This window comes from Erwinia wuhanensis (genome assembly GCF_030484085.1).
Taxonomy (GTDB): Bacteria; Pseudomonadota; Gammaproteobacteria; order Enterobacterales; family Enterobacteriaceae; genus Erwinia; species Erwinia aeris.
Genome location: NZ_JAUJUH010000001.1, coordinates 601,542 through 627,509, shown reverse-complemented (window position 1 = coordinate 627,509; position 25,968 = coordinate 601,542). Strand labels below are relative to the sequence as shown.

Annotated in this window: 23 protein-coding genes; 15 read left to right on the top strand and 8 right to left on the bottom strand. The window is 54.4% G+C overall.

Annotated elements, in window-relative coordinates; all coding sequences use genetic code 11:
* The first annotated feature begins 51 nt into the window (after nucleotides 1-51).
* The 3 genes from QZH36_RS02820 to QZH36_RS02810 all read left to right on the top strand — a co-directional run bounded on the left by QZH36_RS02820 (nucleotide 52) and on the right by QZH36_RS02810 (nucleotide 2,426).
* Entirely contained in the window at nucleotides 52-498 is a 447-nt protein-coding gene (locus QZH36_RS02820) for a DUF441 domain-containing protein (RefSeq protein ID WP_125290076.1), read from the top strand.
* A 60-nt stretch (nucleotides 499-558) separates the two neighbouring features.
* Nucleotides 559-972, top strand: coding sequence for a hypothetical protein (locus tag QZH36_RS02815; RefSeq protein WP_301729604.1), 414 nt, complete (start codon nucleotides 559-561; stop codon nucleotides 970-972).
* A gap of 161 nt (nucleotides 973-1,133) precedes the next feature.
* Nucleotides 1,134-2,426, top strand: coding sequence for a glycoside hydrolase family 10-like protein (locus tag QZH36_RS02810; protein ID WP_253454328.1), 1,293 nt, complete (start codon nucleotides 1,134-1,136; stop codon nucleotides 2,424-2,426).
* A gap of 47 nt (nucleotides 2,427-2,473) precedes the next feature.
* Here QZH36_RS02810 and QZH36_RS02805 read toward each other — a convergent pair whose 3' ends face one another.
* The gene (locus QZH36_RS02805; protein ID WP_301729603.1) at nucleotides 2,474-3,748 is read right to left on the bottom strand and encodes a Glu/Leu/Phe/Val family dehydrogenase; all 1,275 of its coding nucleotides are present in this window, start codon (nucleotides 3,746-3,748) and stop codon (nucleotides 2,474-2,476) included.
* 489 nt (nucleotides 3,749-4,237) lie between these two features.
* On the opposite strand from QZH36_RS02805, the gene eptB reads away from it, so the two are divergent.
* The 5 genes from eptB (at nucleotide 4,238) to QZH36_RS02780 (ending at nucleotide 10,772) form a co-directional block, all read left to right on the top strand.
* On the top strand, nucleotides 4,238-5,893 hold the full coding sequence (gene eptB / locus QZH36_RS02800) for a kdo(2)-lipid A phosphoethanolamine 7''-transferase (protein WP_301729602.1): 1,656 nt from the start codon (nucleotides 4,238-4,240) through the stop codon (nucleotides 5,891-5,893).
* 363 nt (nucleotides 5,894-6,256) lie between these two features.
* Nucleotides 6,257-7,453 (top strand): enoyl-ACP reductase FabV, encoded by a 1,197-nt coding sequence (gene fabV, locus QZH36_RS02795; RefSeq protein ID WP_253454325.1) that lies wholly within the window; start codon nucleotides 6,257-6,259, stop codon nucleotides 7,451-7,453.
* Between the two features lie 756 nt (nucleotides 7,454-8,209).
* The gene (locus QZH36_RS02790; protein WP_253454324.1) at nucleotides 8,210-8,905 is read left to right on the top strand and encodes a hypothetical protein; all 696 of its coding nucleotides are present in this window, start codon (nucleotides 8,210-8,212) and stop codon (nucleotides 8,903-8,905) included.
* Between the two features lie 213 nt (nucleotides 8,906-9,118).
* Nucleotides 9,119-10,210, top strand: coding sequence for a glycoside hydrolase family 19 protein (locus QZH36_RS02785; RefSeq protein WP_253454323.1), 1,092 nt, complete (start codon nucleotides 9,119-9,121; stop codon nucleotides 10,208-10,210).
* Nucleotides 10,211-10,400: 190 nt separating this feature from the next.
* A complete protein-coding gene (locus QZH36_RS02780) occupies nucleotides 10,401-10,772 on the top strand; it encodes a hypothetical protein (RefSeq protein WP_253454322.1) in 372 nt (123 codons plus the stop codon).
* Nucleotides 10,773-10,837: 65 nt separating this feature from the next.
* Here the strand turns inward: QZH36_RS02780 and QZH36_RS02775 are convergent, their stop codons facing one another.
* Together QZH36_RS02775 and QZH36_RS02770 are read right to left on the bottom strand one after the other, a co-directional pair.
* Complete coding sequence (locus QZH36_RS02775) at nucleotides 10,838-12,295, bottom strand: pyridoxal phosphate-dependent decarboxylase family protein (protein WP_253454321.1); 1,458 nt, start codon at nucleotides 12,293-12,295, stop codon at nucleotides 10,838-10,840.
* 5 nt (nucleotides 12,296-12,300) lie between these two features.
* Nucleotides 12,301-13,692 (bottom strand): diaminobutyrate--2-oxoglutarate transaminase, encoded by a 1,392-nt coding sequence (locus QZH36_RS02770; RefSeq protein ID WP_253454320.1) that lies wholly within the window; start codon nucleotides 13,690-13,692, stop codon nucleotides 12,301-12,303.
* 590 nt (nucleotides 13,693-14,282) lie between these two features.
* Between QZH36_RS02770 and QZH36_RS02765 the strand changes: the two genes are divergently transcribed.
* Together QZH36_RS02765 and QZH36_RS02760 are read left to right on the top strand one after the other, a co-directional pair.
* Nucleotides 14,283-14,747 carry a VapA/VapB family virulence-associated protein gene (locus tag QZH36_RS02765; protein ID WP_301729601.1) on the top strand — a complete coding sequence of 155 codons (465 nt, stop codon included), beginning with the start codon at nucleotides 14,283-14,285 and terminating at the stop codon, nucleotides 14,745-14,747.
* Nucleotides 14,748-14,894: 147 nt separating this feature from the next.
* A complete protein-coding gene (locus QZH36_RS02760; protein WP_301729600.1) occupies nucleotides 14,895-15,782 on the top strand; it encodes a glycosyltransferase family 17 protein in 888 nt (295 codons plus the stop codon).
* Between the two features lie 27 nt (nucleotides 15,783-15,809).
* Here QZH36_RS02760 and QZH36_RS02755 read toward each other — a convergent pair whose 3' ends face one another.
* Nucleotides 15,810-16,214: a (R)-mandelonitrile lyase gene (locus QZH36_RS02755; protein ID WP_253454317.1), complete on the bottom strand. Its 405-nt coding sequence runs from the start codon at nucleotides 16,212-16,214 to the stop codon at nucleotides 15,810-15,812.
* A gap of 627 nt (nucleotides 16,215-16,841) precedes the next feature.
* On the bottom strand, nucleotides 16,842-17,249 hold the full coding sequence (locus tag QZH36_RS02750) for a DUF2000 family protein (RefSeq protein WP_301729599.1): 408 nt from the start codon (nucleotides 17,247-17,249) through the stop codon (nucleotides 16,842-16,844).
* Nucleotides 17,250-17,623: 374 nt separating this feature from the next.
* Between QZH36_RS02750 and QZH36_RS02745 the strand changes: the two genes are divergently transcribed.
* Nucleotides 17,624-19,690, top strand: a complete 2,067-nt coding sequence (locus QZH36_RS02745) for an FUSC family protein (protein ID WP_253454316.1) — start codon at nucleotides 17,624-17,626, stop codon at nucleotides 19,688-19,690.
* On the opposite strand, the gene dsdA is transcribed toward QZH36_RS02745, so the two are convergent.
* Both dsdA and QZH36_RS02735 read right to left on the bottom strand, forming a co-directional pair.
* Nucleotides 19,677-20,999 (bottom strand): D-serine ammonia-lyase, encoded by a 1,323-nt coding sequence (dsdA, locus tag QZH36_RS02740; protein ID WP_301729598.1) that lies wholly within the window; start codon nucleotides 20,997-20,999, stop codon nucleotides 19,677-19,679. The two genes, QZH36_RS02745 and dsdA, sit on opposite strands and share 14 nt — an antisense overlap.
* Nucleotides 21,000-21,108: 109 nt before the next feature.
* Nucleotides 21,109-22,197 (bottom strand): oxidoreductase, encoded by a 1,089-nt coding sequence (locus QZH36_RS02735; protein WP_301729597.1) that lies wholly within the window; start codon nucleotides 22,195-22,197, stop codon nucleotides 21,109-21,111.
* Between the two features lie 102 nt (nucleotides 22,198-22,299).
* On the opposite strand from QZH36_RS02735, the gene QZH36_RS02730 reads away from it, so the two are divergent.
* The 3 genes from QZH36_RS02730 to yajD all read left to right on the top strand — a co-directional run bounded on the left by QZH36_RS02730 (nucleotide 22,300) and on the right by yajD (nucleotide 24,312).
* A complete protein-coding gene (locus QZH36_RS02730) occupies nucleotides 22,300-23,172 on the top strand; it encodes a LysR family transcriptional regulator (RefSeq protein ID WP_301729596.1) in 873 nt (290 codons plus the stop codon).
* 96 nt (nucleotides 23,173-23,268) lie between these two features.
* Nucleotides 23,269-23,829 carry a YtfJ family protein gene (locus QZH36_RS02725; protein ID WP_253454312.1) on the top strand — a complete coding sequence of 187 codons (561 nt, stop codon included), beginning with the start codon at nucleotides 23,269-23,271 and terminating at the stop codon, nucleotides 23,827-23,829.
* A gap of 135 nt (nucleotides 23,830-23,964) precedes the next feature.
* Nucleotides 23,965-24,312 carry an HNH nuclease YajD gene (yajD, locus tag QZH36_RS02720; protein WP_253454311.1) on the top strand — a complete coding sequence of 116 codons (348 nt, stop codon included), beginning with the start codon at nucleotides 23,965-23,967 and terminating at the stop codon, nucleotides 24,310-24,312.
* A gap of 191 nt (nucleotides 24,313-24,503) precedes the next feature.
* Here yajD and QZH36_RS02715 read toward each other — a convergent pair whose 3' ends face one another.
* Entirely contained in the window at nucleotides 24,504-24,998 is a 495-nt protein-coding gene (locus tag QZH36_RS02715; protein ID WP_253454310.1) for a GlcG/HbpS family heme-binding protein, read from the bottom strand.
* Nucleotides 24,999-25,451: 453 nt separating this feature from the next.
* On the opposite strand from QZH36_RS02715, the gene QZH36_RS02710 reads away from it, so the two are divergent.
* Nucleotides 25,452-25,847: a YgiW/YdeI family stress tolerance OB fold protein gene (locus QZH36_RS02710; RefSeq protein WP_301250928.1), complete on the top strand. Its 396-nt coding sequence runs from the start codon at nucleotides 25,452-25,454 to the stop codon at nucleotides 25,845-25,847.
* Nucleotides 25,848-25,968 lie beyond the last annotated feature (121 nt).

Here is a 25,968-nt window from a genome sequence, read left to right as displayed (position 1 = left end):
CAGCGGCAAAGCGTTTTAAGGTGTAGCCCCACGCTTTGACAGGAAACCACTATGTTCGATTTAACGCTGTTTATTCTGCTGTTTCTGGCGGGGCTCAGCTACTTCAGCCACAACCTGACCGTCGCTATCGCTTTGCTGGTGCTGATCGTGGTGCGCATGACGCCGCTGAACGCGCTGTTCCCGTGGATTGAAAAGCAGGGCGTCACCGTCGGGATTGTGATCCTGACCATTGGCGTCATGGCGCCCATTGCCAGCGGCGCGCTGCCGACCAGCACGCTGATGCACTCCTTTCTGAACTGGAAATCCCTGCTGGCGATCGCGGTAGGCATTTTCGTCTCCTGGGTAGGCGGGCGCGGCGTCAGCCTGATGGGATCGCAGCCTACTATCGTCGGCGGCCTGCTGATCGGCACGATTATCGGCGTGTCGCTGTTTCGCGGCGTGCCGGTCGGGCCGCTGATCGCCGCCGGGCTGGTGTCGCTGTTTATCGGTAAAATGTAGCCGTCCGCAGAGAGCGTTCTCTGCTATGATGACGCTCTTTTTTTTCGCCAGGAGAAACCGGTGAGCAAGCAGGACAAGCGCAGCAAGCGCGCCAAACTCAAAGCCAAACAGGCCAACAACGCCCGCGCGCGTGGCAAACAGCTGGATGCGGTCGGCCGCAGCAGCTACGTCGCCACACCCGAAATGATCGAGCTGTTCGCCAGCCTGCCGCCGCTGGACGAGCAGGGCGATATGCCTTTTGTCGGCGACGTTTACCGCTGGTGTGACGAGGAATATGGCTTTGACGGCGATAGTGCGGAAAACGAGATGTTGCAGGTTGCCGCGCTTTGCGTGCTCTATATCCACTGGCGCACCAGCGAAGGCGCGACCTCGCTGAACCAGAACGAGATGATTGAAGCGGCTATCCGCCTGAGCGAAGAAAACGAAGCCTTTAAAACGCATTATCAGGCGGCGCGCACGCTTATAGTAAAATAGCGCTAACGGGCGTTCCGGATGAGGAAACCCGCATAACTGTCCGCGCTTTCCAATGCATTTCCGCCCGGTCGATATCAGCGGCAACGCCGACGCAAAGACGGAAACCATTGCTTTAGCGCTGGTGGAGAAATATCTGACGCCATAACCAGGGAGCAGGCAAGATGTTAATAAAAAGGGGTTCAGGCTGGCTTGGGGCGATGCTGGTGCTGCTTATGGCAGGCTGTAGCCATAAGTCTGAGGTCAAATCGCTGGTCACGCCTTATGTGCCGCCCACGCCCGTAATAAAGCCTCAGCCTGTGCGCGGCGTCTGGCTGGCAACGGTGAACCACCTCGACTGGCCGCCGCCTGCTTCTCTAACGCTTGCCGATCCCGAACTGCGCATCGCGCGACAGCAGCAGGCGCTCGTTCAGCGGCTGGATAAGTATGTGGCGTTGGGCATCAATACGGTCTTTTTCCAGGTGAAGCCTGACGGCACCGCGCTTTATCGCTCCGCGATTTTGCCCTGGTCTGCCGAGCTGACCGGGGCAATCGGCCAGCATCCCGGTTACGATCCGCTGCAGTTTTTGCTCACCGAGGCGCATAAAAGAGGCCTCAAGGTACACGCGTGGCTTAATCCTTACCGGATCACGATGAACACTTCGCCAGCCACGGTCAGTGCGCTGCAAAAAACGCTGCGTCAGTCACCGGCCAGCGTTTTCGTGCTGCATCGCGACTGGGTGCGCGTCGCCAGCGATCGCTACGTGCTGGATCCGGGACTGCCGCAGGTTCGCCAGTGGATCAACAGCGTGGTCGCCGAGCTGGTAAAAAACTATGCGATCGATGGCGTGCAGTTCGATGACTATTTCTATTATGAAACGCCCTCGTCGCCGCTGGATGACAGCCGCAGCTGGCAGCAATACGGCGCAGGCTTTGCTGATAAGGCCAGCTGGCGGCGCAACAATACGCTGCTGCTGGTTAAAGAGGTGGCGGCGACGATCAAGTCCCTGAAGCCGGAGGTGGCGTTCGGCATCAGTCCGGCAGGCGTCTGGCGCAATGCGGACAAAGACGAGCGCGGTTCCGATACGCGCGGCGGCGAGGCTTACGATCAGGCCTTTGCCGATACCCGACTGTGGGTTAAAGAAGGGCTGCTGGATTATATTGCGCCCCAGCTTTACTGGCCGTTCGAGCGGAAAATCGTGCGTTATCCCACGCTGGCGAAATGGTGGGCTGACGTGGTCGGCAGCGGCCCCGTCAAACTCTATATCGGCGTGGCGCTGTATAAAGTGGGCAAGCCTACGGCTACCGAGCCGCAGTGGGGCGAAGAGCAGGGCGTGGCCGAGCTGAAAAGGCAGATTGAGCTCAACGAGACGCAGCCCGGCGTGGCCGGAACCATTCTGTTTCGCGACGCTTTTCTTGACGAGCCGCAAACGCAGCAGGCGGTGAACTACCTGCGCAGCCGCTGGGGTAAGCAGTAAAAAGAAACGCCGCCCATAAGAGGCGGCGTTCTGTTTTTGCAGGCTGCCTAGCCCGGATAAATGCCGCGATCTTTCCTTGCCATCAAAATACGCTCACAGGCAACGATATAGGCAGCGGTACGCAGGCTGCACTCTTTTTCCCGCGCTTTGTCCCAGATATGGATCATCGCTTCGGACATAATTTTGTCCATTCGCTCATTGATCTCGCTCTCGCTCCAGAAGAAGCTGGCCATATCCTGCACCCACTCGAAGTAGCTGACCGTTACGCCGCCCGCGTTACAGATAACGTCCGGCACTACGGTAATGCCGCGCGACGCCAGCATATCGTCTGCGTCCGGGTAGGTTGGGCCGTTAGCGCCTTCCAGGATCAGCTTGCAGCTCAGTTTTTCCGCGCGTTCACGGGTGATTTGTCCTTCCAGCGCCGCCGGGATCAGAATATCCATCGGCAGCTGCCAGAACGCTTCCGCGTCAATCGTCTGCGCGCCGCTGAACCCGGCGATATTTTTATGCGTCGCCTGCCAGTCGGTCAGCGCGGTCAGATCGATGCCTTCGGCATTGTAAAGCGTGGCGGAGTGATCCTGAACGACCACCACCCGCGCGCCAGCGGCGACAAACAGTCGAGCCGCTTCGCTGCCGACGTTGCCGAAGCCCTGAACGGCAAGGCGCGCGCCGTCCGTTTCGATATTCAGGCGACGGGCGACTTCACGACCGGTAACAAATACGCCCCGACCGGTGGCTTTTTCACGGCCCAGCGATCCGCCGAGATGCACCGGCTTGCCGGTCACCACGCCGGTAATGGTGGTGCCCTGATTCATGGAATAGGTATCCATCATCCAGGCCATCACTTTGGCATTGGTGCCCACGTCCGGCGCCGGAATATCCTTTTGCGGGCCGATCACCAGGCCGATTTCGCTGGTGTAGCGACGGGTCAGTCGCTCCAGTTCGCCTTCGGAAAGCTTAAAGGGATCGACGCGGATGCCGCCTTTGGCACCGCCGTAAGGCAGGTTCACCGCGGCGCACTTGATGGTCATCCAGGCGGAAAGCGCCATGACCTCATTTAAGTCGACGTTGGGATGATAGCGAACACCGCCCTTGCCCGGCCCGCGCGACAGATTGTGCTGCACGCGAAAGCCTTCAAAGTGACGAATGGAGCCATCGTCCATCTGAAGAGGAATATCCACGATCAGCGCGCGTTTAGGATGGCGTAGCGTATCGACCCAGCGACTCAGCTCGCCCAGGTAGGGCGCGACGCGATCGATCTGCTGCAGGTAGGTGGACCAGGCGGTGTTGGGGCTTTCTGACGCGTAAGATAGCTTATCCATAACAATGCTTTCCTGACAGTTATAAATGCTACGAAATGATGAGGGAGCCAGTGCTTCTGACCTGAACGCGGCATAATCTAACATTAATGAGTTGTTTTTAATTCATTAAATTAATGTTAATAAGAGCACGGAAAGGTGGATCGGCTGAGGGCAGGCGAATAATTAATTACCGCATTGACCCGTAGCCAGCCTTTGTATCAGGCTTTGGGAATAATTATGCATATCCACTGCATGTAGTTCGGTACGCCTTTATTTATCAGAACTTTGAGCCGGTTCAAACTTTGCCGAAAGCCTGCCAGGCGCGCGCGCTGCACGAAAAGGTTAACGTCTGCCACATCTTTTGTTACATTATAACACTCACTTTTTCAGTACCAACGGTAAACTCACCTGCGTTTACCTTGTCTTACGCCGTATCGTTAGAATAATAACGTTTTCAATACCAAAGCCGCTTTGGTCATGCCATTCACTGCCATAACAATGACGGGACAGATGAAAAGATTGCTTTTTTTGACGCAGTATCGGGTCTGCTGCTTTATTGCCTTTTACACGGGCATTTTATTAAACCTGCCGATTTTTCTCCGCCGCTTTCATCAGCTTCATTACGACGCCCTGCTGTCGATCGCCATTGAAGTGGTCGCGGCTTTTGCGCTGGTGCTGTTTACCACGCTGCTGGCCTCGCTGGCCGGCCGGCTGCTGTTCCGTATTCTGACTTCGCTGCTGGTGGTGTTTTCCGTGGCCGCCAGCTATTACATGATCTTTTTCAACGTCGATATCGGCTACGGCATTATCGCGGCGGTGATGACCACCGACAGTTTCGATCTGTCCAGGGAGTCGGTCGGCTGGGATTTTGGCGTCTGGCTGGGCCTGGTGAGCCTGCTGCCGCTGCTGATCCTGTGGCTCGCGCCGCTGCCGGAAGCGGCCCTGCGGCGGCGTAACGGTGGCGCTATCGCCCGGCGCATCGGCGTCATGCTGGCCGCAGGCCTCTGCTGCTGGCTGCCGCTGAAGGTGATGGGCGAGCACCAGGATAATCTGGATCGCCAGCATAACCGCATGATGGCCAGCTACGGCGGCGTGGTCGCCGGCACCTATTCGCCATCAAACTGGCTGTCGGGCATGGGGCTGCTGGCCTACAGCAGCTGGAGCCAGGCAGAAGACAGTCGTAAACTGTTCGATCCCGCCGCGCACTTTACCTACACGCCGCCAAAAGATGCGGACAGCCTCTATATCGTGTTTGTGATTGGCGAAAGTGCGCGGCGCGATCATATGGGGGTTTACGGTTACCAGCGCGACAATACGCCTTACCTGGATAAAGAGCCTAATCTGGCTGCGCTCCAGGGTTACTCCTGCGACACCTCAACCAAACTCTCGCTGCGCTGCATGTTTGTGCGCGAGGGCGGCGCGTCGGAAGCGCCAGAGCGCACGCTGAAAGAGATGAACGTGTTTTCCGTGCTGAAAAAGCAGGGCTTCTCCTCCGAGCTGTTTGCCATGCAGAGCGAGGCCTGGTTTTATAACAAAGCGCTGGCGGACGACTATGCGCTGCGGGAAACCATTCAGTCCGAAAAGCGCAACGTCGGCAAGCCTATCGACGATATGGCGCTGGTCAGCGAGCTGAAGGATTCTGTCGAGCGTCATCCGCAGGGCAAACACCTGGTTATTCTGCATACCAAAGGGTCGCACTATCTCTATACCGAGCGTTATCCGCGTAGCTTTGCGCGCTATCAGCCGGAATGCCTGGGCATTGACGACGACTGCACCACGCAGCAGATGGTTAACTCTTACGATAACAGCCTGCTTTATACCGATTACGTGCTGGAGCAGGTCTTTAACCAACTGCGCGATCGTAACGCTATTGTGTTTTATGCTTCCGATCACGGCGAGTCGATTTCGCAAAATATGCATTTCCACGGCACGCCGCGCAACCAGGCACCGATGGCGCAGCGCAGCGTGCCGATCATGGTCTGGGCATCCGACAAATTTTTACAGCACCCCGATCACGCGGCGGCCTTTAATCAGCTGAAAAAAATGGCGCAGGATAAAACGCCGGTATTCCACGAAAAGCTGTACGACAGCCTGTTAGGCTGCGCGGGCTTTACCTCGCCGGACGGCGGTATTAATCAGTTGCGTAACTGGTGTCACGTGCCCTGAGTCAGACTGTTAACAGGCAGACTCAGGACTGCCGTAAGATTGATGACAAACGCAATGGCCTGGCGGTGCACTGCCGTTTTTGGCAGCAATACCACCGCTTCATTACGGCAAAGGGCGAGCGGAAAGCAAACGCGCATGGACGCGCGCAACGAGCCGCCACGGATGGGTTCACGGCGTTTTCGTATTCCGCTGCCGCTTTTCACCCGCTCAGGCGCGAGCGGTTGTATAAAGACTGAATAAATAATATGCAAAGCGCTCGTGTTAAAAGCGTCTGTAGACGATAAGCTACTGTCAACTTTGCCTGAAACGCCACAAGCAGGTATTCTACGGGCCATATTTACTGAGACGGTTATTGAGGTCGACATGATTATTAAACCACGCATTCGTGGCTTCATCTGTGTTACCGCCCATCCGGCGGGTTGCAAAGCTAACGTTGAAAAACAAATTGATTACGTGACCCGCCAGGGCAAAATTGCCAACGGCCCTAAAAAGGTGCTGGTGATTGGCGCTTCTACGGGTTACGGCCTTGCTGCCCGCATCTCTGCCGCCTTTGGCTGCGAAGCCGATACGCTGGGCGTGTTCTTCGAGCGTCCGGGCGAAGAAAACAAACCGGCTACCGCTGGCTGGTATAACTCTGCGGCTTTTGAAGAGCTGGCGGAAGCGAAGGGCCTGTATGCAAAAAGCATCAACGGCGACGCTTACTCAGACGAAGTAAAGCAAAAGACCATTGAGCTGATTAAACAGGATCTGGGTCAGGTCGATCTGGTGGTATACAGCCTGGCTGCGCCGCGTCGTACCCATCCAAAAACCGGCGAAGTCTTTAACTCTACGCTGAAACCGGTTGGCAAAACGCTGCACACGCGCGGCTTGAACACCGATAAAGAAACCATTACCGATATCACGCTGGAACCCGCTTCTCAGGAAGAGATCGACGGCACCGTAGCGGTGATGGGCGGCGAAGACTGGCAGATGTGGATTGACGATCTGAACGCGGCCGGCGTGCTGGCTGAAGGCGCGAAAACCACCGCCTTTACCTATCTTGGCGAGCAGATCACCCACGATATCTACTGGAACGGTTCTATCGGCGAAGCCAAGAAAGACCTGGACAAGCGCGTCCTGACTATTCGCGACACGCTGGCGGAAAAGGGCGGCGACGCGCGTGTTTCCGTACTGAAAGCCGTGGTTACCCAGGCCAGCTCTGCTATTCCGGTGATGCCGCTTTACCTGTCGCTGCTGTTTAAAGTGATGAAGGAAAAGGGCACTCACGAAGGCTGCATCGAGCAGGTTTACGGCCTGTTCAAAGACAGCCTGTATAACGCCTCACCAATTCTTGACGATGTTGGCCGCCTGCGTGCCGACTACAAAGAGCTGCAGCCAGAAGTGCAGGATGAAGTGGTGAAGCTGTGGCCGACCGTCACTAACGAAAATCTGAACGAGCTGACCGACTTCGTTGGCTACAAAACAGAGTTTATGCACCTGTTCGGCTTTGGCCTGGACGGCGTGGATTACGACGCCGACGTCAACCCGGATGTGAAAATCAAAAATCTGGTGCAGATGTAAGCGTAAAGGCGTCCTGCGGGACGCCTTTTTCTTGTTTATCGCTTTTTCAAAAAACAGACTCAGCTTCGCCAGGCCTTTATCCCGTACTGTTTACGGCTTCTGTCTCACGTATTGTTTCCCCGCCCACCTCAATGTAGTGAATAAAATGCATTAATTACGCTGGTAATTAACACGTTCGTCTTATCACTTTTGCTATTAAAAAATCATCAACCCCCTGTAAATAATATGTATTTAATCCTCTGAAAAAATCATCCATCATAACTTACTAATTTATATGGCAATAAATATAGGTGATCTTGCCGAACACGATAATTCGGCAGAAATAAAAAAACATTTTTTCGCAGAAAAATTAGCAGCGAAGCGGCAAGTAACTACTAAAACTTAAAAATAACTAATGAAAGATCCCGGAAGATCAGCGTCTTATTGCAAATAATCGGCGAGATTTTTGGTTAAATTATGCTCACTGGCTAAATAATGAGCAGAATCGATCGTCAGGATCGAAAAAGCTACGTGTACAAAATTTAACCGTGGTGGGTAATGTGTCATGGCAGGAGGAAAATAATTTAATAAGCGGTTATTTTCTTCTGCGCTTTTCAGATGAGCCTGAACCCGATCAGAAAAGTTTATTTTTCTGGACGTGATTTTTCGAAGTAAATAAGCGTTTATAACGATTTTACTTTCATTTAAATTAATGGAAGGAACGTTAATCTCTGTTCGACAAGAACAGATAACTCAATGATAATTTTCGGAGGATTTATGTCTGAACTCATTACTATTACCCTAATCAATAATTCCGGTACACCCAGAGACTTTTATTTTTTTCAGGAACCGGCAAAATACACTGGCGGGGCGGAAATTTATTCTAATAGTCTGCTGCACTGTCAAATAGCATCTTATTCATCTCAGGGCACAAGCTATCAGTTTCAGCTTGAATTACAATATCATGCTGGCGTGCAGTCTTTTAAAAATACGCCGGAAGTAGGTAAGCCTTCTGGATACTACTCGGCTATTCAACAAATTGATTTAACGCCAGCAGATGGGGTTGCTGCCAGCGTTGCCACCATGACCGCACAACCGCTGGGGCTGTCACTCCCGGTCATACCGGATGCCAGTCAAAATGTTCAGCCGGGGGCTTTCAGGATTGTAGTGCCTCAGTTTGATTCTTCACTGGAAACTTATTACGGTGGTTCCGCTGTCTCGTTAAGTGACGGTACCGTGGTGCTTTCTAACTTTTCAACGCTAACGCCTAACAGCTATCTTGATTGCCAGCCCGTACTGACTTTTTATGTGGCTCTGGGTAGTTATGAGTCTGGTCAGGTAATGAATTTCACCACCTCATCTTCTGCGGCCAGCGTCGGCGTTTGCGATGCTACAAAAGGCGATACTGATTTTTATATTGAATATACATCTTCCGGCAATTTTGTCAGCAGCATTAAACGACGTCCTCATTAAAAATGACGGGCGATAAAATCTTTTGTGGTTTTATATTCCTTAATTTTCATCAATACAATGCCGGCACCCGGACAACTGGGAAGAACACTGAATGATGGTTTTTTTAATAAACAGCCTCAACGTGAGGCTGTTTGCCGCTCCGCCTGCCAATAGATTATTTCCCTGTAGTGCAAAATTACCAGATCGATATTATTCAGGCTAATAAGAGGCGTTATGAACGAACTGACTGCAATCAATGTTCTCCCGGCCCTGGTTCTTTGCGGCGTGGCTGGCATGGTCGGACAGGGCATAAGGGCCGTCGTTGGGCTAAACAAGGCTGGCGATTTTCAGGCAGATAAATTTGAACATTTTCATTTTAACGCCCCATACCTTCTGGTTACATTAATGATTGGTTTTATTGCAGGCTGTATGAGCGGATTGATCATCGGTATTGAAGACTTTATCCATCAGCTGCAGATAGATAAATTATTTGCTGTCATTTCAGCAGGCTATGCAGGGGTGGATTTTATCGAAGGTAGCCTCAACCTGCTGATAAATAAAGTAGCTCCTGACAGGCAGTCCTCGTCCGTGAATGCCGGGAAAGAAGCCGAAACCAATCCGGCAATTCCTCCCTCAACAGGAAGCGCAGGCTCGTTATCTAATGAGCAGATACCTGCAAAAAAAGCTAAAGATAATGCAGACATCGATAAGTTAAGCCATGCACTTCATCAACTCAATAGCGGTATCGACGTCCAACTCTGGGCACCCATCCTGGTGCAATATTTTGCCGAGTATGATTTTACTACCAGTCGCCGTAAGGCGGCGGCGATCGGGCAGTTTATGGTTGAGGCGGGATGCGACCTCAGTCAGCTGGAAGAAAATCTGGATTACGCTTCCGCTCAACATATTATGCTGATATACGGCAAGCATTTTAAAAACGAGCAGGAAGCAAAACTCTTTTGCCACCAGCCGGAAAAGCTGGCAAACCGCGTTTACGCCAACCGGATGGGAAATGGATCAGAAGCTTCCGGAGAGGGATATCGTTATCGTGGCCGCGGATTGATTCAACTAACAGGCAAAAACCTGTATCAAAAATTCGCGCAGGAAAAAAATATCACGCTTGATAGCGTCACGACATATTGTTCCACTCAGCAGGGCGCAGCAGACTCAGCCTGCTGGTATCTGAAAAACAATGACTGTTTGTCGCTGGCGGATCGCTGGGATTTGATCGGCATTACGAGGCGGGTAAACGGTTGGGAAGCGACAGGCGAAGATAAAAGATTTGAACTAACCGAAAAGCTGTTAAATATCCTTAATGCGGACTGAGAACGGCCCTGATTTAATAACAGATTTATCAATCATACTGTAACAGGAGGTGAAAAATTTAGCCTGCGTTTGAAACGCTGGTACTTTTATTATTTACCCTTTAGCTATTTATTCTGAATACCGATATGCGGAAATAACCGCTTTATCGGCCAGACACAGAACCCCTGTCTTCTTATTGGAGAATTGCATCATGAAATTATTTAACGGTAAAAATAGCTTTGGTTTGCTTATGCTTATAAGCTTACTGGTCGTCAATAATTCCGCCTTTGCTGCCGAAACGCTTTCTTTAACTAATGGTTGTCATGAGGTTATGCCAGGTAAAAGTGATACGGGTGTGCTCTTTAAAAAATCACCAGACAATGAAAAAACAAAAATATTAAGCGCGGTAATAAAAGATGATACCAGTAAAAAACAAATTACAATTTCCAGTGCAAAATCTTCCTGCTTTTATGCAGTAAAAACAAAGCATTCCTACTGCTTAACAAGTACCGGTGACCCGAACGTTTTATCAATGGTAACCGCTGAGCCGTCAAGTAGTTCTTCTGTCAGTGCTTGTAAATAACATGATCAGATAGCTATAAAAAAGCCGGTAACGGGCGTTACCGGCTTTGATCCGTACCAGGATAACTATGCGAGAGAAGCTGCCGTGCGCTCTACCAGCGCCAGCAGAAGCTTGATGTCTTCCAGCGTCACGGTTGGGTTCAGCAGCGTCATCTTCAGGCAGGTTACGCCGTTGTGTTCGGTCACGCCTACGTTGGCGCGCCCGGAATCCAGCAGCGCATCGCCGATCTTCTGGTTAAGCAGGGCGATTGCCGCATCGTCGCCCTGTTGCGGACGGAAGCGGAACAGCACGCTTGCCAGCTGTGGCTCCATCACCAGCTCCAGCGCAGGCTGTTCGGCAACCCAGGCCGCAACCTGCTGCGCCAGCGTTACGCCGTGATCGATGATTTCGGCATACTGCTTCTGGCCCAGCGCTTCCAGACCCATCCACATTTTCAGCGCGTCGAAACGGCGCGTGGTTTGCAGGGATTTGGAAACCAGATTCGGCACGCCCTGAGCTTCATCGAACTCAGAGTTCAGGTAGGCCGCCTGGTAACGCATCAACTCGTAGTGACGCGCTTCTTTCAGCAGAAACGCGCCGCAGCTGATGGTCTGGAAGAACTGCTTGTGGAAGTCCAGGGTGATGGAATCCACCAGCTCGATGCCGTCCAGATAATGACGATACTTATCAGAAAGCAGCAGCGCGCCGCCCCATGCCGCATCAACGTGCAGCCAGGTCTCGTTTTCTGCTGCGATCTGCGCGATTTCACGCAAAGGATCGATAGCGCCCGCGTCGGTAGTGCCCGCCGTTGCGACGATAGCCAGCACCTTTTCGCCGTTGGCTTTTGCCAGCGCCAGTTTGTCAGCCAGATCCGCCGTATCCATACGCGCAAAGCGATCGGTTTTCACCAGCGTCACGGAGCGGTAGCCCAGACCCATCAGCGCCATATTCTTCTGCACGGAGAAGTGGGCGTTTTCAGAGCAGAACACTTTAATCTTGCTGAGATCGCCCGGCAGACCATCCTGCTGGACAGAGTGGCCCTGACGCGCAAAGAACGCATCGCGCGCCAGCATCAGCCCCATCAGATTGCTCTGGGTGCCGCCGCTGGTAAAGACGCCCGCGTCGCCGGCCTGATAGCCGACCTGAGCGCGCAGCCATTCGATCAGCTTCATCTCAATGATGGTGGCTGAAGGGCTTTGATCCCAGGAGTCCATGCTCTGGTTGGTGGCGTTGATCAGCACTTCCGCCGCCTGGCTAATCACCAGGCTAGGGCAGTGCAGGTGCGCCACGCACTGCGGATGATGCACAGACAGACTGTCTTTCAGGAAGTACTCGATCGCACGCTCAATGGCGGCCTGGTTGCCCAGGCCCTCCGTGGTGAAATCCAGCGCGATACGCTCACGCAGCTCGGCTACGCTTTTGCCCTGATACATCTCAGGCTGTTGCAGCCACTGCACGACGGCCTGGCTGGTCTGGGCAATAGCCTGCTGGTAGGCTTCGGTGCTCTGCGCCGAAGCTGCCAGAATAGGGTTGGACCGGGACATCAACTTCACTCCGCAGAAACAGGTTTAACGCCGGCAGCAACCAGGGCGACTTCAAATTTATCCAGGAAAATACCCAGCTCTTCATTGCTGATCAGCAGCGAAGGCAGCAGGCGCAGCACGCAGCCGTGACGGCCGCCGCGCTCCAGGATCAGGCCAGCTTCAAAGCATTTCTTCTGCAACAGCGCGGAAAGCTCACCATCGGCTGGGTAGCAACCCATATGATCCTGCGGCTCGTTCGGCTTGACGATCTCAATGCCCAGCATCAGGCCCAGGCCGCGCACGTGGCCGATGACCGGATAGCGCTTCTGCATCTCTGCCAGTTTCGCTTTCAGCCATTCGCCCTGTTCGGCAACTTTATCGGCGATATTGTTGTCTTTCAGGTGACGCAGGGTGGTCAGGCCGGTTGCCATCGCCAGCTGGTTGCCGCGGAAGGTGCCGGTGTGGTGGCCAGGCGCCCAGGCGTCGAACTGCTTTTTGATGCCCAGCACGGCCAGTGGCAGACCGCCGCCTACGGCTTTGGACATCACAATGATGTCCGGCTCGATGCCCGCGTGCTCGAAGGCGAAGAACTTACCGGTACGCGCGAAGCCAGCCTGCACTTCGTCCAGGATCAGCAGAATGCCGTGTTCTTGGGTCACTTTACGGATGCGCTGCAGCCACTCGACCGGAGCCGGGTTCACGCCGCCTTCGCCCTGAACCGCTTCCAAAATCACCGCCGCAGGTTTGCGCACGCCGCTTTCCACGTCGTTGATCAGGTTTTCAAAGTAGTAAGCCAGCGCCTGCTCGCCCGCCTTGCCGCCGATACCCAGCGGGCAGCGGTACAGATGCGGATAAGGCATAAACTGCACTTCCGGCATCATGCCGTTAACGGCTTCTTTCGGCGACAGGTTGCCCGTTACCGCCAGCGCGCCGTGGGTCATGCCGTGGTAGCCGCCGGAGAAGCTAATCACGCCGGTACGGCCGGTGTATTTTTTCGCCAGCTTCAGCGCGGCTTCAACGGCGTCAGCGCCGGAAGGGCCGGTAAACTGCAGGCAGTATTCTTTGCCCTGGCCCGGCAGTAAAGAGAGCAGGTAGGCAGAAAATTCATCTTTCAACGGCGTCGTCAAATCGAGCGTATGTAACGGCAAGCCACTGGTAATGACATTTTGGATGCTCTGCAGCATATCAGGATGGTTGTGGCCAAGCGCCAGCGTACCTGCACCGGCAAGACAATCAAGATATTGATTATTCTCAACATCTGTAATCCAGACTCCCTGTGCTTTAGCAATGGCGAACGGCAGCTTGCGCGGGTAGCTCCGCACGTTCGATTCATATTCAGCCTGACGGGCTAAAAACGCTTCATTGTTTCCTGATGAATTCGCACCAAAATTATCAATACGGACTTTATCCGTCATCATATCTCTCCTACAACCAGGGTTATAAATAACGCCGTAGTTGAAAAATAAATTAAAAGTGTGAGCGCTGTAAAAAAGCGCGGCCAATATAGGACTTTTCAGCCCCCGACTCAATCATTAATTTTGTTAAGATTACTTTAAGTTTTTCCTATAGTAATCAATATGTTGTTGGTTTTCTGACCCATTATCAGCCCGATGCTTTATTAACATCTCTACAACAAAGCACAAAAAAGGCCTTTTTGAACGCTTTGTGGCGCGCAAAAGGCGAGCAAGGCGTTGCTCTACCGGGGCAAAAACCGCTTTAACGGCCAACGAGCTGACATTTACCCGCGTGCTTAATAAGCGCAGCGGCAATAAAACCCCGCTTACCCCTGGGCTTATTAAGCGCAGCGGCCGTAACGCGCCGCTTCGTTTATAAATGCCCTGAGGAAAATCTTAAACAAAATAAAAGCAGACGGCTTAACCTGCTGTTTTTAATTATAGAGCAAGCAAAGCCTGCGCGATAATGAAACAATTTTCTCGCTCTGAGCTAAATCATAGGCTGTACTCAAATTAAATAACGCGGGCTTACAATTTGAAACGGGAGTGCGGAAATGAGCAATCTTTTAAATATCAACGCTGAGGAGATCCTTACCCTTTTCCGCAAACATTTTCCGCATCTGCCGGAGGATATGGAGAGCAGCGTTAACGCAATTTTAGTTACCGATCCGCCTCAGGAGGTCAATGCCGAAGTCACGCTTTCAGGGCAGGGTGAAGAGCATCTTATTCACTGTCAGATCATTGAAGGCTATAGCAACACCTGCACCGGCAAGGCCGCTCCGGCTATTTTCCCCCTGCAGCTTGCCAGCACCGGCACGCTCAGCAGCGCGGACTATGCCTTGCTGTTCCGGGATACGGCCCATTTTTACCTGGCCGCCAGCCTGGCGCTCACCGGAATTTTGTTTTATGACGCCGAAAAACAGCAGCTGCTGGGACTTTATACGGGATCGGCCATCGCTTCTGACGACAGCGTATCGTTTCTGCTGGCAGGCGGCTGGCACTCGAAAACGATGGACTGACGAACGGGGCCGTGACGGCCGGATTGTGGAAGGAGACTGTCGTACATCTGCTTACAGGTAATTACGCAAATCTGACAAAATGCTGTAGCGCCGTGTCAATTTCTGTTAATTTGTGGCACTGCTTTTTACGATACAGGCATTATTACCGTGATTTACGACTGCTTTTTATACTATGACGAAGATATGCTGCTGGAAATCCGGCTTAATACGCTCCATAAACACGTAGATAAGTTTGTCGTCGTTGAGTCGCTTTATACGTTTACGGGCAAGAAACGTGAACGTCTGCATTTTGATATCGAAAAATTTGCGGCCTTCAGGGATCAAATTATTTATGTTATTAACGATCGCGTGCCGGTTATTTATCAGCAGGCTTTTTATTCCAACAGTTCTCTGGTCAACGCAGGGGAGACCGATCCCTGGCAAAACGAAAGCCATGCGCGTAACGCAATTATGCAAGGCCTGACGGACGCGCGGGATGACGATATCATTATCATATCCGATGTGGATGAGATTCCCCATCCTCAGGCGCTGGCACAATTCAGCCACAGGCACCTTTGCACCACGCTCTATCAGCATTTCTATAATTTTAAATTTAATTTGCAGGTCATGAACGAAGACGGGACGCCGCGCCTGTGCAAGCTGCCTAAAATGGTGACCTATAAAAACCTGAAAGGCTTTTTTCACGGCCAGCCCGAGCTGCTGCGCAACGTGAAGCGTAAAGGTACGCCGATTAGGGACAGCTGGCTACGCTGGAACCTGCTGAAATTTCGCACCAAAATCGTTCAGCGGGGTGGCTGGCATTTCTCCTGGGTGATGACGGATGAACGCATCAGCGAAAAGATGTCGACTATTTCTCATATTGAGCACGATCGGCCGGAATTTAATAATCCCGACCATATTCGCCGCTGCGTCGAGAACAATATCGACATCTGGAACCGCCCGCGCAAAATGAAGATAGTGCCGGTCGATAACGAGCATTTGCCGGGCTGGCTGGTGGCTAACAAAGCGCGCTTTCAGGCGTTTTTGAAAGAGTAGCGCGCTCCGTGACCACCGGCGCTCTGCCTATGCTTCGCCGCCATATTGCTCATCGGTGACTTTTTCGAGCCACTCCACAACTTTGCCATCCTGCGCTTCCTGGATCGCGATATGGGTCAGCGCGGTTTTGGCGCTGGCGCCATGCCAGTGCTTCTCAAACGGTGGGATCCATACCACGTCGCCGGGACGGATTTCACGCGCCGGTTCGCCCCAGGTCTGCACATAGCCAAAGCCTGCGGTTACGATCAGCGTCTGGCCCAGCGGGTGCGTATGCCAGGCGGTACGGGCGCCTGGTTCAAAGGTGACGCTGCCGCCGCTGGCGCGTGCGGGTTCGTTGGCAGGAAAAAGCGGATCGACGCGCACGGTGCCGGTAAACCAATCTTCAGGGCCTGCATAAGAAGCCTGAGAACCGCATTGATAGATATCAGTCATTATTTTTTCCTTGCAGATGAAAGGCCGACTGCGCCGCAGAACAAGCGAAGAGGGCGGACGAAAAGAGATTAACGATAAGCGTAGCGCAAAACGAAGGCGAGAATAAGCTGACTGAACCGAATAAGCTAATGAGTGGCGCTCATGAATAGAAGTAATTAATTATTAAGACTTTATTTTTGTCCTGATCTTTATCGTAAAACCAGATGCCGATCTTTGCATTTATTTGCCACGAGAAGTTAAAGGTAACTATGGTTTCCAACCTGAATATTATTTTTTAAAAACGCTGACGGGTGGGATAAATAAATGCTCTGAATAATCAAAATCGGTGGGTAAAGTGTTCAGCGCTACGCAGCAAATAACCTGCTACAGCGCAAGAAATGTTCCATCAGCTGAACCATTAAGAGGCTTTTTTAGTACGTTACAGCGATCTGGCCTATAGCGTTTTGTCATTACTATAGTCTGTAGGGTAAAACGTAAATTGGGATGCCATATAATCCTTTATTATGAGAGGTTTATAAGGTAACAGTACCTCGCTTAAAATAAGCCAAAGCAGAAAGGCTCTTCTTAAAACAGTGCGGCATCAAGGGCGGAACAGCCTGCGCCATGCCGCCCAACAAGAAACGCCGTTTAGCTATGCATCGCAAGGCCTTTAATCGCTTTATCGACCGCTTTCTTAGGGTCGCGAATCGCCAGCCCCACTAAATTAAGATTGTCCGGGTCTTCTGCCTGAAAAGCTTGTCGGTTGGCCTCGTCGTGACCGGTCGAAAACATCGCCTGGACGTAAGGGATCAGCGTCAGCTCGCGCGCCAGTCCTTTGCAATGCGCAGCCTGTAAACCGGCGAGATCGGCGGCAAACACCAGCATCGGCTGCCCGGCCATACAACCGTAGCGCTGGCCTTTAGCGTCTATATAAGGTTCGCCCCGAATTTCCGGCGCGGCGTAAGCGATACCGCTGGCTAAAAAGGCCGTTACGTTCAGTCGCTGCCAGATGGCAAGATCCTCGCGCACAATCAGTGCGATTTTACTGTCAAACATGCTGCTCTCCGCTGAGTAAGTCAGCTTTTATCTTCAGCGGAGAGAGGACTGGCGGTATAAATAATTCAGGCGAGTAAACCAGCATCCACGCCAGCCGCGGCGCAAGGTGGCCTCAATAAGACGCAATCCTTATCGAAGCCGTTGCCGGGTGGCCGCAGAAAAAGTAAAACCGCACAAAAGGCGATAATTGATCTGGCGTAAATTTCGCCATTTTCCCGTTTTTTTCAGGTAATTTAAGCCGTTTTTGAACAGGTTTACCTGCTAAATCATTTAGTTAAGTCATTAATAATTTGTAGTACTAATTGACGGGCAGCGGCATCCGCCTTCTGGCAGGATACGCATCCACGCAATGTGCATCCGGTTCAATAATTTCCATGAAGTGGTTTACCCAAAACGCGGTACTCTTCTCCGCTAAAACCTGTCTGGCCGCCTTTCTGGCACTTTATATTTCGCTTGAACTTAATTTTGAAAAACCAGCCTGGTCGTTAACGACGGTCTTTGTGGCTTCACAGCTCTATTCCGCTGCCACCATCTCCAAGTCGATCTTTCGCCTGCTGGGCACGCTGCTGGGCGGGCTGTTTATTTTCCTGATTTACCCGGAAACCGTGCAGTATCCGCTGCTGTTCAGCCTGTGCGTCTCGCTGTGGGTCGCCGTCTGCCTCTATCTCTCGCTGCACGACCGCACGCCAAAAAGCTATATCTTTATGCTGGCAGGCTACAGCGCCGCCATTATGGGCTTTCCCGGCGTGGTGTCGCCGCTCTCCATCAGCGATATCGTTATTTCGCGCATTGAGGAGATCACGCTGGCGATTATCTGTAGCAGCCTGGTGCACCAGCTGATCCTTCCGGTTTCCATGCGCAGCCTGCTGGAGCAGAGCGTCAGCGTCTGGTATCTGAACGCGCAGAAGCTGTGCCACGAGCTGATTACGGTCAGGCCAAAAGATAAGTCGCTGGAGCGGGAGGATATTCTGATCCAGATGGCAAACTATCCGACCAATGTGGAAACGCTGATTGTACATTGCGTCTATGAAGGCGATGCGGCGCGCAAGCTGATCCGGCTGGTCAGCGTGCAGTACCAGCACCTGTCGTACCTGATCCCTACGCTGACCGCTATCGAAGCGCGGCTGAGCATTCTGGCCGAACAGCAAATCCGCTTTCCGCAGGAGGTCACGGACGTCTTTGCCGATTTTGTCGGCTGGCTTAATCGTGGCGAGATTGCAGAGACGGCGCAAATGCAGCAGCAGCTTGCCGCGACCCAGACGGCGCTGAAACAGCAGTGGCGGAGCGGGGCGCTCGCCACGGAGGAGAGCATTTTGCTGATGGGCCTGCTGGAACGGCTGGCGGATTTTGTACGCATCGCAGGCGCCTATCAGAGCGTCAGCGTGCTGGTCAGCGATCTCTCCGGCGACACCAGCCTGGCGAAGGAGACGCGAGCGGAGCGCCATATTGATAACGGCCTGCTGCTGCTTTCGGCCGCCACGGCTTTTCTGGCGACCTTTATTTCCAGCCTGTTCTGGATCGGCAGCGGCTGGGCCGACGGCGCGACGGCACCGATGATGGCGGCGATTGTGGCGTCGTTCTTCGCCAGCATGGATACGCCGCTGGTGCCGATGAAAAGGTTTATCAAAGGCGTGTTTATCGCGCTGGCGATCAGCCTGTTCTACGTGGCCTTTTTGATCCCGCAGGCGACCACCTTCGAGGCGCTGCTGCTGATCCTGACGCCAGGGCTGCTGCTGCTGGGGCTGGTTATTGCCCGTCCCTCGACCAATCTGATCGGCATCAGCGTGGCGACGCAGATCCCGGCGTTTTTGGGCATGACTCACCACTTCACGCCAAATCTCACCGGCCTGATCAATACGGCCATCTCATCGATGGTCGGCATTATCGTGGCGGTGACCATTACGGCGCTGATCCGCAACAAGCGCCCTTCATGGACCGCCAAACGCACGCTGCGCAAAGGGCTGAGCGATTTGCTGCGGCTGGTGAAAGAGATTGAGCGCAACGGATCTTCGCTGCTGGCGCGGCAGCACTTTGTGGTGCGGATGCTGGATCGGGTCAATATTATCCTGCCGCGTATGCGTCTGGATCCGCATCCCGATCTGGTTTCTGGCGGCAATCTGCTGACGGAAGCCTGGCTGGGCGCTAACTGCTATGACTACTATGCCCGCCATCGCGAGCTGCTGGAAAGCTATCGCATTGACAGCGGCCAGATGTTTCACGAGCTGGCGCTGTTTTTAAAGCGGCGCATGAAATCGTTACAGACGCAGCCGCACCAGCATTTGCTGGAGGAGCTGGATCTGCTGTTGCTGAAGCTGGAAGCGTTGGCGGGCAAAGACGAGGCCGTGTTTGCGCCGCTGTTTTATCTGTTTAACGTTCGCCTGTCGCTTTTTCCGGGTCAGCGCTGGCCCGATATCGCCTTATTGAAAACTATCCGGCGCTGAGCGCGCGCTGGCCCGCCGCCAGATAAGCCTGCATCTCTTCTTCCGGCACCATGCCGCCGCCCGTGGCCCAGACCAGATGCGTGGCGCGAGCCATCGTCTCTGCATTAAGGCGATGCTGTGCCAGATAGTGGGCGCTCAGGCGTTGCGGCCCGGCCATTCCGGCCAGCGCGGAAGGTTCAAGGCGAAGATTTTCCGTGGCGGCCAGCGCGGCCAGCAGCTGGTACATCCTCTTATCGCTGAGCGTATAGCAGCCGTCGATCAGCTGCGCCATCGCCCGGCCGACAAAACCAGAAGGACGGCCGACCGCCAGGCCATCCGCCGCCGTTTTATTATCAAGCCCGATATCCGCGACGGCGACGGCCTCGTGCAGCCCGGTGCTCATCCCCAGCAGCATGCAGGGCGAATGCGTCGGTTCGGCAAAGAAGCAGTGCACGTCATCGCCAAAGGCAAGCTTCAGGCCAAAGGCCACGCCGCCCGGCCCGCCGCCCACGCCGCAGGGCAGATAAACAAACAGCGGGTGCGCGGCATCCACCGTTCTGCCTGCTGCCTCAAGCTGCGCGCGCAGGCGCAACCCCGCCACGGCGTAGCCCAGAAACAGCGTGCGGGAATTTTCATCATCGATAAAAAAACAGTGCGGATCCTGTTCCGCCTCGCGACGTCCCTGCGCCACGGCCACGCCGTAGTCTTCCGCGTATTCCACCACTTTTACGCCGTGCGAGCGCAACTTCTCTTTTTTCCACGCGCGGGCGTCGGCAGACATATGCACCGTGACGTCAAAACCCAGCGCGGCGCTGATAATGCCGATAGAAAGGCCGAGGTTGCCGGTTGAGCCTACGGCAATACGCTGCTGGCTGAAGAATGCCCGCAGGCGCGGCGACAGCAGGATGCGGTAATCCGCCTCGGTCGTCAGCAGGCCTGCGGTTATCGCCAGCCGTTCCGCGTGGGCAAGCACTTCATAAATACCGCCGCGCGCCTTAATCGAGCCGGAAACGGGCAGGTGGCTGTCTTTTTTCAGCCACAGTGCGCCAGGGATAGCGCCGTTTTCGGCCGCCAGCCATTGCTGCATGGCGGGGATAGCGATGACCGGCGATTCGATAATGCCGCCCGCCGTAGCGGTTTCCGGAAAGGCCTGCGCTAAAAGCGGCGCAAAGCGCTGGAGCCTGGCTTCGGCCTCTTGCGCATCCTGCCTGGTCAGGCCGACCTGCTTCAGGCCTTCTTCCACGCGGGCAAGATGGGGATTAAACCAGGTGGTGGCTTCCAGCGTCTGCAGCTGGCGGACAACGGGGTGTTGCAGAAGGCTATCTGACATGGCGGCTTGTCGCTCGGCAAAAAAAGAGGGCGCGCGACAGGCCGGACTCACCGACGCGCAGGGTGTCGGTGAGTGTAGCTTTCTCTTTCCTGATGGGAAAGGGCGACCGTTAGTATTCGTCTTCCTTGATATTGGCGACGGGCGCCAGAACCGTTTCCGCCAGCGGCCGCAGCGCCTGGCCCTGCTGGACGCGCTGCGGCCAGTCGTGGTTAGCCAGCGCGGCCTTGCCAATGGCGACAAAATCCGCATTAGCGAGCAGCTGCTCTTCAGCCCGTTCGCCGTCGTCCAGCCCGCCGTTGGCGATAATGACCGTATCCGGTGCGCCGACGCGTGCCAGCTCAACCAGCGAGCGATCGTTATTTTCAAATGCCGGCAGCCAGGCTTTGTATTCGGTGATATGGATATAATCGACGCCAGCTTCCTGCAACAGGGCAAATACTTTTAGCGCGCCCGCTTCGCCTTCCTGCCATTTGTGCTGGAAGTCGTTGACCTTACCCTGAGAAATACGCACGCCCAGCATCGCCTCGCGGCCAATTTTGTTGCGTACCGCGCGGATAACTTCCAGCGTCAGGCGCAGGCGATTTTCGATCGAACCGCCCCAGGCATCTTCACGCTGATTCTGATAGTCGGTAAAAAACTGATCGAGCAGGTAGCCGTTAGCGGCATGAATTTCCACGCCGTCGAAGCCGGCCCGCGTGATGGCACGTTCCGCGCTGTTGGCAAAGCTGGCGATGACCTCCTCAATTTGCTGTGCGGTCATCGCTTCCGGTACGGCGTAATCGCCTTTGCCGTGATAAAAAGCCAGCTGCTGGCCGCGCGGTTTGATAGCGGAAGGGCCGATAGTGGTGGTGCGGTGAATATTCGCCTGGGAAAGCGCGCCGCCGTGGATCAGCTGAGCGATAACTACCGAACCCGCTGCTTTTACCGCATCCGTAACCTTGCGCCATCCGGCTACCTGCTCGTCGCTGACGATGCCGGGCTGGTAAGCATAGGTCTGCGACCAGGCGCTATCGATATAGAGGCCTTCGGTGATGACGCCGCCGAAGCCGCCCTGCGCGAAGCTGGCGTAGTAGCGTTGTACAATCTCGCCGGGCACACCCGTTTCAGAAGCGGAGATACGCGTCATCGGCGCGACGAGCGCCCGGTTTTTAAAATCGATGCGGCCGATCTGACCCGCTTTAAACAGTAAAGGATGCATAATAGTTCCTGAAGATAAATGAATACAGGATCCAGTATAATGAACGCGATGCAACGGCAGAACCGCCGCAAACTGACTAGATGAATAACGGAAACCGTTATAATGAACCTGAAAGACGTTGAGGTTTTCTGCGCGATCGTAGCCGTGGGCAACCTGACCAGGGCCGCCCGAACGCTGGGATCGACCGCCATGACCGTTTCCCGCCGTCTGGCGCTGCTGGAAAGCGAGCTGGGCGTCAGGCTGCTGCAACGCACCACGCGCGCCGTCTCGTTGACCAGCGAGGGCGAAGAGTTTTTGCCCTATGCGCGGGCAATGGTTGAAGCAGAGCAGACGGCGAAAAATATGTTCAGCGCCGGGGCGACGGGCGCTTTCGGGCTGCTGCGCGTGACCGCGCCGTCCGGCTTTGGCAGGCGCAACGTCTTGCCACTGCTGCCTGAACTGATGGCCGCTAATCCGCAAATGAAGGTCGAGCTGAATTTAAGCGAAGATGCCGTCGATATCGTGGCGCAGGGCTATGACATCGCCATCCGCATCGCGCCGCTGCGGGATTCCCGGCTGGTGGCGCACAGGCTGGCGGATAACCCCAGAGTCCTTTGCGCCTCTCCGGCCTATTTGCAGCGTAACGGTACGCCAAAGCTGCTGGCGGATCTGAAAAACCACGCCTGCCTGCGGCTGTCCGCGCTGCCGTGGTGGCTGTTTGAAAATCAGGGCGGCGCGGTCAGCTACACGCCGGATGCCCGTTTCAGCTGTAGTAGCGTGGAAGGCGTGAGGGAAATGTGCGTGGCCGGGGCGGGCATTGCGCAGCTGACCGCGCTGGACATTCGGGAAGAAGCGGCGCGAGGCGAGCTGGTGCCGCTGATGCTTGAGGATATGACGATGCCCGCGCTGGCCGTCTGGGCGCTGCTGCCGACGCGGCGCTATACGCCGCGCAGAGTGACCGCCTTTCTGGCGGTGTTAAAACAATCGCTTGGCTGAGAACGGACTATGGTTAAGGTTCCGGATCGCAGGTCACAGAACGTAGGTGCAGGCCGTGCCGATCTGTCCCTTTATACGCTTTTTTGCGGAGAAAAAATGAAGCCAGTTCTGTTTGCTCTTTTGACGATCGTCACCGCCAGCGCATCGGCCAGCAACATAGTGATCAATCAGCGCGTTCCCGCTGCCGGCGTGGCCGTACAGGGTGAGCTAATCTGGCAGCAGCAGCAAATTTCTGCACGGCCCTGGAACAGCGCCCAGCTTGGTGGCAAAGTACGGGTGCTGCTGCATATGGCCGGAAGAATTTCGGCTAAAGATCAGAACGCCGCATTGATTGACGCGTTGAGCAAGGCGAACCTGCCGCACGATCGCTACCAGACCACCACCATTGTTAACACCGACGACGCCATTCCGGGCAGCGCGGTATTTGTCCGTGCCAGCCTGAAATCCGCAAAGGAGGCGTCGCCCTGGTCGCAGTTTATTATTGATGCTAACGGCGCGGTCAGGCGAGCCTGGCAGCTAAAAGCGGGCGGCTCGGCAGTCATGGTGCTGGACAGCGAAGGGCGGGTGCGTTTTGCCCGCGAGGGCGCACTGACGCCCGCCGAAAACCAGCAGGTGTTAGCGCTGCTGAAAAGTTTGCTGGAGCCGCAGACTTCCTGAGCCTTCTTGCCCGCTTTTGAGAGCGTTCGCGCAGAGTGAAAAACGGCCGCAACAGACAGCTTGAAGTAGCCTGTTAAGCGCGGTAGCCTGCCTGCATCGAATATAAATCTCTTTTTATGACAGGTAACATCGGCAATGGCTTTGATCCCCAAAAACTACGCGCGGCTGGAAAGCGGCTACCGCGAGAAAGCATTAAAAATCTACCCGTGGGTATGTGGACGCTGCTCGCGAGAGTTTGTTTACTCAAACCTGCGTGAACTCACCGTCCATCATATCGATCATGACCATACCAATAATCCGGCAGACGGCAGCAACTGGGAATTATTGTGCCTGTATTGTCACGATCACGAACACTCAAAATACACTGAGGCTGACCAGTACGGTACCAGCGTTGTGGCGGGGGAAGACGCGCAAGACGATGTGGGCGCCGCCACCTATAGCCCTTTCGCCGATTTAAAATCGCTGCTTAACAAGAAGAAATAGCGCCAGAAATAGCCGCTTCCTGCTCAGGGCAGCCGCTATGCGAGACGCCGGTCTGCTTTGCGCAATAAACGGATGTTGCAGTGCAGTTAAGCAGGGCAGGCCCGGCGCGCGGCCACCCGCAAGTCATCATAGCCAGCAACCACGGAAGACAGCACTTTTCCCCCGCCGTTGCTGGCTGCTCGCGCTTTACTTTATTTTTGCTGTTCGCTTTCGCCAATGACTTTGTTAATGGCTTCGGTTCCACACCGATCGTCGGACTCGGCGCCGCCGGTTCCCGCCATGCCGATAGCGCCAATCCACTGACCGCGATATTTAATCGGTACGCCGCCGCCCAGCAGCAATAGCTCGTTAACAGTATTCAGGTTAACGGTATCCGGCGAGGATTGAGCTTTACGGGTAAACTCTTTCGTTGGCGTTTTGGTAGACAGCGCCGTGAAGGCTTTGCGCCAGGCGGCCTGCGTATTATGCGGCCCCACGTTATCATCTCTCATCAGCGAAACCAGGTTTCCGCCACGATCCACGACGGCCACCACGCCCTGGCGATTCATACCGTGACATACGGACAGCGCTTCCGTGGCCAGCTTACTGCTGAGTTCCTGCGTCATGTCATAGACGGCTGCTGGCCCGGTAGCCAGAGCCATGCCTGGCGTCGTAGCGAGCGCAAGGGCAATCATAAAATGTTTCATTTGTGCTCAGCTCCCCCGATACCGCTTAACGGTTTTTTACTGGCAGCGAGAGGCAGGGCAGTGACAAACCTTTTCATGTTAATTCTCCTGTATTAATCACCCTGCTGTTATACCCGCGTGGCTGTCGTCATTACCTGTCAGAAAGATGACCATATTGTCATCTGGCGCACCGCGGCCGCCTGGTGCTGGCGCAGGCGTAAGCCCCGGCAGAAGAGAGCGCAGGGTACGCGGACACCGGCAACGCCCGCAGTTTGCCGTTAACTGAAGACGCCGTTTTAACCATTAAAAATGGGTTTGCGCATAATGCGTATATAAGTCAATCAGTTGCAGAATAAAATATCCGCGCTACAGTTGATCTTTCCCGGTTTTGCCCTTATCGCACGCTGAGCGGTGCTGATAAGCCAGATGAACTCACGTTTAAGATGAAACCATCCACCTGAATGGAGAGAACAGATGAAGAAAAAATTGATGCTCACGGCTTTGCTTGCCGCACTAAGCAGCGGCGTCGCGGCCGCTGAAGGCGGATTTAAGGCGGGAGAAAAGGCTCCGCCGCCTGAAAAGGAAGATGCGGCGCAGAAAGGCACAGAGGACACGCGCGCCACGAAAGCAAACCTGATCCGTGATTTCAGACAGGGCGGCTACACAACGCTTGAGGGATATATTGTCAAGGAGCAAAGACCGGGCAGCTATCTTTTTCGTGATGCCAGCGACGAGGTTCGGCTACAGGCTTCTGCCGATGCTTTTCTCGGCAAAACCTATCAGGCTGATGACAAGGTTCGCGTCAGCGGTCGCGTTTATGGCAGAGCGGATAACGCCTTTATGAAAGTGACCCGGATCGAAAAACCCTGAACGGCGCAACAGAGCCGGCGCCCCCGTTTCTTTATAGCGTCGGCATCATTTTCCTTTATAAAAGCGGGAATGTATCAAGCCAGTTATGACGCCTGCTTTTTGAGCAGGGTGCAGTCATAAC